Genomic DNA, 11,159 nt, shown 5'->3' on the forward strand with positions numbered 1-11,159 from the left:
CGGGTGCCTTGATACAGCGAGCCCGCCCGGCACGGCAATCGCCGTGCGGAGCGGGCGAACGGTCGCGCGAGCGAAAAAGCGAAGTATGAGAAACGTGAGTGCGCCGGCCGGCGGCGGGGGCCTCAGCGCGGCGTCAGGGTCTCGGTGCCGGAGCCGTTCTGGCCCCGCACCGACCACAGGCCGCGCAGCACGCCGCCGTCCTCGACCTTGTACATGACCAGGCCCGGCTTGCCGTCCATCGTGTAGGTGGCGGCCAGATAGTCGTTCATCCGCATGCCGAAGCCCGTGTAGGTCTCGCCGCCGATCGACCAGCGCACCGTGTAGGTGGTGTCGGAGATCACCTGCAGGGCGAGCGTGCCCGAATAGGACGAGCCGTCCGGATTGGTGCCGGAGACGGAATAGCTCTTGGCCAGCATCAGGGTTTCGGCGGCGGCGGGCGAGACGAGGGCGCCCGCGATCACGATCGCGGCGAGGGTGCGTCGCATTTCTGGGGTCTCTCCATGCGGGGGGGGGCCGAGCGGAATGGTGTCGACCGTGATGGAGGATAAGGAGCGAGTTACCGCATGTCGACCGTGCGCACCGTCACAGACCGGGCGGCCCTGCTCGCTGTCGTTCCGGGGCGCGGCGAAGCCGCGAACCCGGCATCCGGCGACAAATTCCGAAAGCGCGGCTGGATTCGGGAGCGGCGCGCTCGGGCGGCGCGAGGCGCCGACCCGAGTGCGCCGCCCCGGAACGACCCCTAAGTGAGCCAGCGGATCTTCGATCAGGCGGACCGGGCCGCTCGACGCGCGCGGTCTTTTACGCCCGTGCCGTCGCCGTCGTCCGTCGGCACCAGCGACGGCGCCGAGAGCAGGCGCCGCAGCCGGCCGCCGGGCCGCCGCCGCGCCGTCTGGCGCTCGCCGGCGCGGCGCGCCAGCAGCGCGGTCGGGTCGCGCCACAGCGGCTCGGAATAGGCGTCGGCGACGTCGCTGCGGGTCAGCCCGATGTCGGACAGCATGCGGTCGTTGAACCCGGCCAGCATCGCGGCCTCGCGACGATGTTTCACGGCCTCGGCGAGACGGCGGGCGCGCATCGCCACCGTTCCGATCGCCGTGGCGATCGCCCGCACGCCACGCAGGCCGGGCAGGGGAAGGGTGCGGATGTACGTCAGCGCCGTCATGGCGACCTCCTGTTGGTGGCGGCGCGGCATCGTCGACGCCCACCTCCGAGGACGCCACCCGAAAACCCGCGCGATTGCCGAGGGGCGGAGAATGCCACTCCTGGATTGATGACGAAAACGAATGTTTTTAATCTGCGCCATCAGCCCGGCTGATGGATGCACCCGAATGGGCCGCACGCTGTCGGGGAGGAGCACGCCATGACGACCCTGCTCGACGTCGACCAGCTCCGCACCTTCGTGGCCATCGCCGAGACCGGCTCGTTCACGCGCGCCGCCGAGATCGTCCACAAGACGCAGTCGGCCGTATCGATGCAGATGAAGCGGCTGGAGGAGCGCATCGCCCGGCCGCTGTTCGTCCGCGACGGTCGCCAGTCGAAGCTCACCGAGGACGGCGAGCGGCTGCTCGATTACGCGCGGCGCATCGTCAAGCTCAACGTCGAGGCGGTGTCGGCCTTCGGCGACGAGGAGCTGACCGGCCGGGTGCGGCTCGGCGTGCCGGACGACTACGCCGACCGTTACTTGCCCGAGATCATGGCGCGCTTCTCGCGGGTCTATCCGGGCGTCGAGCTGACCGTGGTGTGCGAGCCCTCGGTCGATCTCGTGCTGCGCATCGACGGGGGCGACCTCGACATCGCCATCGTGACGAGCTGCGAGACGACGCGCGCCGTCGAGGTGTTCCGTCAGGAGCAGCTCCTGTGGGTGACGTCGAGCCGCCACGCCATCCATCTCGACCAGCCGCTGCCGCTGGCGCTCGGGCGCTCGTCGTGCAAGTGGCGCCACAGCGCGATCGAGAGCCTCGACCGGATCGGCCGCAGCCATCGGCTCCTGTTCTCCAGCGGCAATGCCGGCGCCATCTCGGCCGCCGTGCTGGCCGGGCTCGCCGTCTCGGTGTCGGCGACCTCGGGGCTGCGGCCAGGCATGCGGGTGCTCACCCCGGCCGACGGCTTCCCGGCGCTGCCGCCCTGCCAGATCGGCCTGCTGCGCAATCCGCACGAGCGCTCGGCGCTGGCCGACGCGCTCGCCGGCCACATCGTCTCCTCGCTCGACAATCTCTCCGCCGCCGCGGCGGAGTGAGGGCGGCGTTACTGCTCGGTCGCCCGGCTCTCTCCGATGGTCATCCCTGGGCGCGAGCCCGAAGGGCTCCCTGCTTCGCAGCGCCCCGGGACGACCGACCGCGCGGGATGATCCCGCCGCGGCCGAGACGCTCGGGACGACATTCGAGGCGAGCCCAGAGGCGACGAACGTCCGCATCGGCCACCCTCTCCGCGTGGTCCCCTGACGCCGCCCGGTGACCGTGGGGTCGATGCGACCGCGGCCGAAGGGTGGATCGCCGCAGCGCCAACGTGTAAGACGCGAGCACTCGCTCGCTCGTCCGCATCCGCCGGCCGCTCGGTCCACGCGAGGCGCGGTCGAGCCCTGCCGTTCGAGACAGGTGAGCCCAGGTCGATGAACGCCCCTCTCCGCCGGGATCCGCTGTTCGATCTCCTCGCGCCGAAGCGTCCGACCCGTATCGTCGATGTCGGAGCCAATCCGATCGACGGCGATCCGCCGTACAAGCGGATGCTCGATCTCGGGCTCTGCACCGTCGTGGGTTTCGAGCCGCAGCCCGACGCGCTGGCGCGCCTGAACGCCGTCAAGACCGATCGCGAGTTCTATCTGCCCTATGCCCTGGGGAGCGGTCGGCGGGCGACGCTGCGGATCTGTCATGCTCCCGGCATGACCAGCCTGCTCGAGCCCGACCGGACGGCGCTGTCGCATTTTCCCCTCTTCGTCGAGTTCGGGAGAGTCGTGGAGGAGCGCACCGTCGAGACGCGACGGCTCGACGACGTCGCCGAGATCGACCACCTCGATCTGCTCAAGATCGACGTCCAGGGATCCGAGCTGGAGATTTTCCGGAACGGACGCCGGCGTCTCGCCAAGGCGGTGGCGATCCACACCGAGGTGTCGTTCGTCACGCTCTACAAGAAGCAGCCCGGCTTCGGCGAGATCGACGTCGAGCTGCGCAAGTCCGGCTTCGTCCCGCACGGCTTCGCGGCGATCAAGAAGCGGATGATCGGCCCGATGATGGGGGCCTCGCCCTACGACGCTTTCAACCAGGTGGTGGAGGCCGATCTCGTCTATGTGCGCGACTTCACGGCGCCCGACGCGATGGACGACGAGCAGCTCGCGCACTTGGCGCTCGTCGCGCACCATGTCTACGGCTCGTTCGACCTGGCGATGAACTGCATCCATCACCTGGTCGCCCGTGGTCGTCTCGCCGCCGATGCGCGGGACCGCTATGTCGCGATCGTCCGGGCCGGTGCGATCGCCGCCGCCCCGGCCGGCTGAGCGGAGACCGACGCGACCGGCGGTCTCCCTGGCCGATGGGTATTGGATTAATATCCTATACCGGTGCCGGCCCCCAGGGTGGATCGCCGCCCCCGCACCGTGTAAGACCGCGGCGCACGAATTTCGCGTGGTGCCCGGGCTCGTCGCGGGCATCCTCCGACGACCCCTGAACCGAACGATGGCGTGGATGGCCGGGACGAGCCCGGCCATGACGCGAATGGCGAAACATGCTCCGCTCCGCACTGCTCAACGTCATGGTGGCCGCCGCCCGCAAGGCCGGCCGCGCCCTCAAGCGCGACTTCGGCGAGGTCGAGCACCTGCAGGTCTCCCTCAAGGGGCCGGCCAATTTCGTCACCGCGGCCGACCGCAAGGCCGAGGAGACGCTGCGCGCCGAGCTGGAGAAGGCGCGCCCCGGCTATGGGTTTCTCGGCGAGGAGGGGGGCCTGCAGGAGGGCAGCGACCGCAGCCACACCTGGATCGTCGACCCGCTCGACGGCACCACCAACTTCCTGCACGGCATTCCGCAGTTCGCGATCTCGATCGCGCTCCAGCGCGAGGACACCATCGTGGCCGGGGTGATCTACAACCCGGCCAACGAGGAGCTGTTCATGGCGGAGCGCGGCAAGGGCGCCTTCCTCAACGACCAGCGCATCCGGGTCGCCGGCCGCCAGCGCCTCGCCGACGCGGTGATCTGCTGCGGCCTGCCGCATCTCGGCCGCGGCGAGCTCGGCCAGTTCCGGAAAGAGTTCGAGCAGGTGCAGGAGAAGGTCGCCGGCCTGCGCCGCTTCGGCGCCGCCTCGCTCGACCTCGCCTGGGTGGCGGCGGGCCGCTTCGACGCCTTCTGGGAGCGCAACCTGTCGCCCTGGGACATGGCGGCCGGCATCCTGATGGTGCGCGAGGCGGGCGGCTATGTCGGCGACTGCGACGGCGGCGACCAGATGCTGGCGCGCCGGAGCATCGTCTGCGGCAACGAGACCATGCACCGGGAGATTCTGGCGCTCCTCAAGGCCGCCAACCGGCCGTGAGCCGGACCGTCCGGGCCGGTACGCCGTCCGCGCATAATCCCTCCGAAACGGGGGACCGCTCTTGCGCGGCGCGTTAAATTCGCCGCGCGGCTGTGCCATATTGGGATCGAACCAAGCGGCGGAATCACCCATGGCCAAGCCCGAGCGCGAGATCGACCCGTTCAAGGTGTCATCGCCCCGCATCTATCTGTTCCGGATGCTGGTGTTCCTGGTGCTCGGGGCCTTGTTGGTGGTCGTCCTGCACCGCCAGATCTGGATCGCGTTCCTGGCCAATCCGGGCCTCAACGGGCTGATCGTCGGGGTGCTGCTGATCGGCGTCGTGCTGGCCTTCCGGCAGGTCGTGCGGCTGTTCCCCGAGGTCGCCTGGGTGAACGGCTTCCGGCTCGCCGATCCGGGCCTGCGGGTCGAGCGGCCGCCCTCGCTGCTCGCCCCCATGGCGGCGATCCTGGGCGACCGCATGGGCGCCATGGCGATCTCGGCGCCGCTGTTGCGCTCGATCCTCGACTCGATCGCCATGCGGCTCGACGAGGCGCGCGACACGGCCCGCTACATGACCGGGCTCCTCGTCTTTCTCGGCCTGCTCGGCACCTTCTGGGGCCTGATCGAGACGGTCGGCTCGGTCGGCCGGGTGATCGACGGGCTCAAGGTCGGCGGCGACGCCGCCGCCATGCTGGACGCCCTCAAGGAGGGCCTCGCGGCGCCGCTCGGCGGCATGGGCATCTCGTTCTCGTCGTCGCTGTTCGGTCTCGCCGGCTCGCTGGTGCTCGGCTTCCTCGATCTGCAGGCGAGCCAGGCGCAGAACCGCTTCTACACCGAGGTGGAGGACTGGCTGTCGACCTCGGTGCGCGAGCTGGGCGCTGCTGTCCCGGCCACGGCGGCCGCCGCGCCGGTCGCGATCGGCAACGAGATGCGGGCGGCGCTCGATCGGCTGCAGGACGCCATCGCCGAAGCCGGCGCCAACAAGGCGGCGACCCACGCGATGGCCAATCTCGCCGAGGGCATCCAGGGCCTCGTCCAGCACATGCGCGAGGAGCAGCAGATCATCCGCGAATGGGTCGAGGCGCAGGCCGAGCAGCAGGCCGAGCTGCAGCGTGTGCTCGCGGTTCTGGCCCGCCGCCACGCCGAGAAGACGTGACCTCATGACCGACGCGAACGGCTGACCAGAGGACGCGCTGATGGCTCTGTCCCGCTTCCGTCGCGACCGCGGCGTCGACTACTGGCCCGGCTTCGTCGATGCGCTCTCGACTCTGCTGCTCGGGGTGATCTTCCTGCTCACCGTGTTCGTCGTCGTGCAGTTCTTCCTGTCCCAGGAGGTCGCCGGCAAGGACACGGCGCTGCAGCGCCTGACCGCGCAGATCAGCCAGCTCACTGACCTCCTGGCGCTGGAGAAGACCGGCAAGACCAGCCTCGAGGACGAGGTGGCGCGGCTCTCGGCGAGCCTCGCCGTCGCCGAGGGCGAGCGCGACCGGCTGCGTGCCGGCGCGGCCGGGGCCGGCACCGCGTCGGAGCTCGGCACTGCCCAGGGCCGCATCGCCGAGCTCGGCTCGGCGCTCGATTCGGAGAAGCGGGCGACCGCCCGGGCGCTCGCCCAGGTCGAGCTGCTCAACCAGCAGATCGCCGCGTTGCGCCGCCAGCTCGGCGCACTGGAAAGCGCGCTCGACGCCTCCGACAAGAAGGACAAGGACGCCCAGTCGCGCATCGCCGATCTCGGCCAGCGCCTCAACGTCGCGCTGGCCCAGCGCGTCCAGGAGCTGTCGCGCTACCGCTCGGACTTCTTCGGCCGGCTGCGCGCCATCATCGGCAACCGGCCGGACGTGCGCATCGTCGGCGACCGGTTCGTCTTCCAGGCCGAGGTGTTCTTCGACACCGGCCAGGCGGCGCTGCGGCCGGAGGGCCGCATCGAGCTCGACAAGCTCGCCGGCGCGCTGATCGAGCTGGAGAAGCAGATTCCGCCGGAGATTCCGTGGGTGCTGCGGGTCGACGGCCACACCGACATCCGGCCGATCGCCAGCCCCCAGTTCCCCAGCAACTGGGCGCTGTCGGCGTCGCGCGCCATTTCGGTCGTGCAGTACCTGGTCGGCAAGGGCGTGCCGCCGCAGCGCCTCGTCGCCGCCGGCTTCGGCGAGTACCAGCCGCTCGACCCCGACCGCACCGAGGAGGCGTTCCAGCGCAACCGAAGGCTCGAGCTGAAGTTGACCGAGCGGTGACGCCGGCGGTGACGATCACGTCGTCGCCGCCATGCACCCGGCGCGGGTCGAAACCGCGAGTACGGGCGGTAATGCCACCGGACGTAGGGGTATCCCGGAAGAGTCGGTTCAGGATCGCGCTGGTATAAGGGCCGCATGACGACGATCGCCCCGACATCCGCGACCGCAGCCCCGCCGGTCGCCGCCGCCCCTGTGATCCGGCCCTACGAGCGCGACGACGAGGACGCCGTCATCGCCCTGTGGCAGCGCACCTGGCAGACCGCCTATCCGCGCCACGACTTCGCCGCCCGCGTCGCCTGGTGGCGCGAGCGCTGGCGCACCGAGCTGGTGCCGATGGCGTCCGTCGTGGTGGCCGAGGTCGCCCGTCCTGACGGCACCGGCACTGGCGCGGGAGGCGCCGAGATGCTCGGCTTCGTCACCATCGACGAGACCGGCTATCTCGACCAGATCGTGGTCGCCCCCGAGGCGTGGGGCACGCCGGTCGCGACCGCGCTGCTCGACGCCGCCAAGGCGGTCGCCCCGACCGGCATCGCGCTGCACGTCAACAAGGACAACTACCGGGCGATCCGGTTCTACGAGAAGCAGGGCTTCTCCATCGGCGGCGAGGACGTCAACCCGCAATCCCAATCGCCCGTCTTCATGATGATCTGGCGGCCGTAGGCGTACAGGCACCCGTAGCCTGGATGGAGCGAAGCGAAATCCGGGGCTCGTTCACGCCTCGCGGAGAGAACCCCGGGTTTCGCTCCGCTCGACCCGGACTATGTCCGCGGCAACCGCGATCCGATCGGTTCGCTCACACCACCGGCACGGGCTCCGGGGTGGTCTCGAACTGCAGCCGGGCGAGGCGGGCGTAGAGACCGCCCTGGGCGACCAGGCTGTCGTGCGTGCCCTGCTCGACGATGCGGCCCTGGTCCATGACGAGAATTCGGTCGCAGGACAGCACCGTCGCGAGGCGGTGCGCGATCACCAGCGTGGTGCGGCCCTCCATCAGGCGGCCGAGCGCGGTCTTCACCAGCGTCTCGTTCTCGGCGTCGAGCGAGGAGGTCGCCTCGTCGAGCAGGAGGAGCGGCGCCTCGCGCAGGATGGCGCGGGCGATGGCGAGGCGCTGGCGCTCGCCGCCGGAGAGCAGCACGCCGCGCTCGCCGATCTGCGTCTGCATGCCCTGCGGCAGCCGGCCGATGAACTCGGACGCCGCGGCGAGCTCGGCCGCGCGGGCGACGTCGGCGTCCGACGCGCCGGGCCGGCCGAACCGGATGTTCTCGGCGATCGAGGCGGCGAACACGGCGGCGTCCTGCGGCACCAGCGCGATGCGCGAGCGGATGTCGCGCGGATCGGCGTCGGCGAGCCGCACGCCGTCGATCGTCACGGCGCCGGCCTGCGGATCGTAGAAGCGCAGCAGCAGGTGGAAGACGGTGCTCTTGCCGGCCCCCGAGGGGCCGACGATCGCCACCTTCTCGCCCGGCCGCACCCGGAACGTCACGTCGTCGAGCGCGGTCGCGTCCTTGCGGGTCGGATAGGAGAAGCGCACCTCTTCGAACGCGACGTCGCCGCGCGCCGGTGTCGGCAGCGGCACGGGGGTCGCGGGACTCTTGATCTCGGGCTCGATCGCCAAGAGCTCGTTGAGCCGCTCGGCGGCGCCGGCCGCCTGCGAGATCTCGCCCCACACCTGCGACAGCTCGCCGAGCGCGCCGGCCGCGAACACGGCGTAGATGACGAACTGGCTGAGCCGGCCCGCCGTGATGCGCTGCTCGTAGACGTCCTGGGCGCCGACCCAGAGGATCACGACGACGCAGGCGAACACCAGGAAGATCGCGATCCCGGTGAGCCAGGCGCGCGCCATGGTCGAGGCGAAGGCGGCGTCGCAGGCGCGCGTCACCGCGCCGGCGAAGCGGGTCTTGGCCATCCGCTCGTTGGTGAAGGCCTGCAGGGTGCGGATCGCCCCGATCAGCTCGGCCGCGTAGCTCGACGCCTCGGCGAGCGTGTCCTGCGCCTCGCGCGAACGCCGCCGCACCACCCGCCCGAAGGCGACCAGCGGCAGCACGATGATCGGGATCACGATCAGCACGAACAGCGACAGGCGCGGGCTCGTCACCACCATCATCAGGGTGGAGCCCATGAACAGCATCAGGTTGCGCAACGTGATCGACACCGAGGCGCCGACCGCCGACTTGAGCTGGGTGGTGTCGGCGGAGAGGCGCGACACCAATTCGCCGCTCTTCGACGAATCGAAGAACGAGGCGGAGAGCCCGGTGAGATGGTCGAACACGCGGGTGCGCAGGTCGGCGACGATGCGCTCGCCCAGCGTGGTGACGAGGTAGTAGCGCAGCGCGCTCGCCCCGGCCAGCACGGCGGCGACCAGGATCAGCACCGAGAAGTACTGGTGGATCAGCCCGGCATACTGCTCGGTGAAGCCGAAATCGATCATCCGGCGCACCGCCACGGGCAGCACCAGCGTCGCCAGCGAGGCGACCACCAGGGCGACCAGGGCGGCGAGCGCGCGGCCCTTGTAGCGCATCACATAGGGCACAACCGCGAGCAGCGGCCTGATGTTGCGCCGGTTGTCCTCCGGCGCCTGGCCGATCCGGGACGCGCTCGACCCGAGCCCGCGTCCGCCGCTGTCAAGATTCATGGGACATCCCGCTCGACGTCGACACGACTGGAAAAATCGATGGAAGCAGCAACGCGTCGCGCGATCCCGCACCGGGCGGTGCCGCCGGCTCGCGCGCGGCCGGACAATGACTCGCGCCGGCACCCCTGACAATGCGCGCAAAAGCCCGGATGCCGCCTTTTTCCGCGACCGTGGTTTGTGTCGGCCCCTCGCGGCGCGGGCGCCCGGCACGCGGCGGGGGCAGGCGGGGTGCTCCCCGACTTGTCTCGCCGAGGCCGCTGAGCTATAGACCCCGCAACTTCCGACAGATCGAGATTTTGGGACCGAGCGATGAAGGCCGACATTCACCCCGCGTATCATACCGTCAAGGTCGTCATGACCGACGGTTCCGAATTCGAGACCCGCACCACCTGGGGCAAGGCCGGCGACACGCTGCGGCTCGACATCGACCCGAAGTCGCATCCGGCGTGGACGGGCGGCTCGCAGCAGCTCCTCGACCGCGGCGGCCGCGTGTCGCGCTTCCAGAAGAAGTTCTCGGGCCTCGGCCTGAAGTGAGCCGGACGGCCGCGCGCCGTCCCGTCTCCTCGCCGCAGCATCGACACGTCCAGGCCGGGCCACCGCCCGGCCTTTCGGCGTTTGTGGTTCGAACCCTGTCATTCCGGGGCGCGAGCCGAAGGCTCGCGCCCCGGAATCCAGCCCCGACGACAGAGCGAGCCGCTGGATTCCGGGTTCGCGGGCATTGCCCGCGCCCCGGAATGACGAATCCTGCAAACCTCTCCTGTAGGAAGAGGGCCGGGATCATGGGGAACTGGCGCTGATGAGTTGGATCGTGAGGGACGCACCCCCTCACCCGACGCGCTCCGCGCGTCGACCTCTCCCCGCCGGGGAGAGGTGAAAGAGCCGGCGGCCTGGCCTATTCGCCGTCGCGCTCGAAGGCGGCCTTGAGCAGGCCGAGCTGGCGCTCCAGCGGGTTGGCGACCGGCGGCGTCTCCGGAACCGGGGCATGGATGGTCGCGTCGAGCCGGCGCACCTGATCCTGCAGCTTGAGCGAACGGTCGATCAGCTCGACCAGGGTCTCGGGCAGGAGCTTCAGGGTCTCCGGATCGGCCGGGTCGCCGATGCCGAGCTTGACCTTGGTCTTCTCGCGATTGGCCTGGTCGAGGGACATCTCGCCCTCGTTGACGGCACGGTGCAGCAGGAGCCAGGAGGCGAGCTGCATCAGCCGTGTGGTCAGCCGCATGCTCTCGGTCGCGTAGGACAGCGCCGCGGTCCGCTCGAGCTGCTTCGACTCGCTGCGGCCGGGTCCGTCCAGATAGGCGGCCGTCTCCTCGACCAGCTTCATGCCGTCGCTGAACAGCGCCACGAAGGCCTGGGAGGATGCGAGCCGCGCGCCGAAGGACACCGGGCTCGCCATGATGGGCGAATGGTCGGACATGGGCACCCCTGTTGGGCCCGAACTATGGCGAGGGGTGAGGGCGGAGTCCAGCCGCCGTCGCGCCGCGAAATCGCAAGATTTCGAGACATAGTTTCCGCGAATTCGGCGCAATCGGGCGGTGCGCCCCTCCGCGATCGCGCAAGCCCCGCCACGGCCGTCGAAAAAAGGGGCCGCCACGAAGGCGGCCCGAAGTGTCAACAGGGAGGCGTCAAACAGAGTGGACAGGAGCCACTCGATGTCCACGAGGTGGACTTCAACAGTAATATTCGAGAAAGCTTAACGACCTCTTACCGGCCGAGGCGACGGGCGTGGGTCGGCCTCGCAGCGGGTGGCCAGCGAGTAGCGAGTAGCGAGTAGCGAGTAGCGAGTAGCGAGTAGCGAGTAGCGAGTAGCGAGT

11 protein-coding genes are annotated in these 11,159 nt (G+C 70.1%); 7 read left to right on the forward strand and 4 right to left on the reverse strand.

What is annotated here, in order from left to right:
- Window positions 1-122 precede the first annotated feature (122 nt).
- Together ACFSOX_RS21310 and ACFSOX_RS21315 are read right to left on the reverse strand one after the other, a co-directional pair.
- Window positions 123-485, reverse strand: a complete 363-nt coding sequence (locus ACFSOX_RS21310; RefSeq protein WP_378479837.1) for a hypothetical protein — start codon at window positions 483-485, stop codon at window positions 123-125.
- A 278-nt stretch (window positions 486-763) separates the two neighbouring features.
- Window positions 764-1,159: a DUF1127 domain-containing protein gene (locus ACFSOX_RS21315; protein WP_378479838.1), complete on the reverse strand. Its 396-nt coding sequence runs from the start codon at window positions 1,157-1,159 to the stop codon at window positions 764-766.
- Between the two features lie 198 nt (window positions 1,160-1,357).
- Here ACFSOX_RS21315 and ACFSOX_RS21320 point away from each other — a divergent pair, with 198 nt between their 5' ends.
- The 6 genes from ACFSOX_RS21320 to ACFSOX_RS21345 all read left to right on the forward strand — a co-directional run bounded on the left by ACFSOX_RS21320 (window position 1,358) and on the right by ACFSOX_RS21345 (window position 7,379).
- Complete coding sequence (locus tag ACFSOX_RS21320; RefSeq protein WP_378479839.1) at window positions 1,358-2,233, forward strand: LysR family transcriptional regulator; 876 nt, start codon at window positions 1,358-1,360, stop codon at window positions 2,231-2,233.
- Between the two features lie 372 nt (window positions 2,234-2,605).
- Window positions 2,606-3,487, forward strand: coding sequence for an FkbM family methyltransferase (locus ACFSOX_RS21325; protein ID WP_378479840.1), 882 nt, complete (start codon window positions 2,606-2,608; stop codon window positions 3,485-3,487).
- 227 nt (window positions 3,488-3,714) lie between these two features.
- Window positions 3,715-4,512, forward strand: coding sequence for an inositol monophosphatase family protein (locus ACFSOX_RS21330; protein WP_378479841.1), 798 nt, complete (start codon window positions 3,715-3,717; stop codon window positions 4,510-4,512).
- Between the two features lie 130 nt (window positions 4,513-4,642).
- On the forward strand, window positions 4,643-5,647 hold the full coding sequence (locus tag ACFSOX_RS21335; RefSeq protein ID WP_378479842.1) for a flagellar motor protein MotA: 1,005 nt from the start codon (window positions 4,643-4,645) through the stop codon (window positions 5,645-5,647).
- Between the two features lie 40 nt (window positions 5,648-5,687).
- On the forward strand, window positions 5,688-6,719 hold the full coding sequence (locus tag ACFSOX_RS21340; protein WP_378479843.1) for a peptidoglycan -binding protein: 1,032 nt from the start codon (window positions 5,688-5,690) through the stop codon (window positions 6,717-6,719).
- A 135-nt stretch (window positions 6,720-6,854) separates the two neighbouring features.
- On the forward strand, window positions 6,855-7,379 hold the full coding sequence (locus ACFSOX_RS21345; RefSeq protein ID WP_378479844.1) for a GNAT family N-acetyltransferase: 525 nt from the start codon (window positions 6,855-6,857) through the stop codon (window positions 7,377-7,379).
- A 133-nt stretch (window positions 7,380-7,512) separates the two neighbouring features.
- Here the strand turns inward: ACFSOX_RS21345 and ACFSOX_RS21350 are convergent, their stop codons facing one another.
- Entirely contained in the window at window positions 7,513-9,348 is a 1,836-nt protein-coding gene (locus ACFSOX_RS21350) for an ABC transporter transmembrane domain-containing protein (protein WP_378479845.1), read from the reverse strand.
- A gap of 309 nt (window positions 9,349-9,657) precedes the next feature.
- Here ACFSOX_RS21350 and rpmE point away from each other — a divergent pair, with 309 nt between their 5' ends.
- The gene (rpmE, locus tag ACFSOX_RS21355; protein WP_378479846.1) at window positions 9,658-9,882 is read left to right on the forward strand and encodes a 50S ribosomal protein L31; all 225 of its coding nucleotides are present in this window, start codon (window positions 9,658-9,660) and stop codon (window positions 9,880-9,882) included.
- A gap of 358 nt (window positions 9,883-10,240) precedes the next feature.
- Here rpmE and rcdA read toward each other — a convergent pair whose 3' ends face one another.
- Entirely contained in the window at window positions 10,241-10,762 is a 522-nt protein-coding gene (gene rcdA, locus ACFSOX_RS21360) for a protease adaptor protein RcdA (protein ID WP_378479847.1), read from the reverse strand.
- Window positions 10,763-11,159: the final 397 nt, after the last annotated feature.

The sequence above is a fragment of the Rhodoplanes azumiensis genome (genome assembly GCF_042682915.1).
Taxonomy (GTDB): Bacteria; Pseudomonadota; Alphaproteobacteria; order Rhizobiales; family Xanthobacteraceae; genus Rhodoplanes; species Rhodoplanes azumiensis.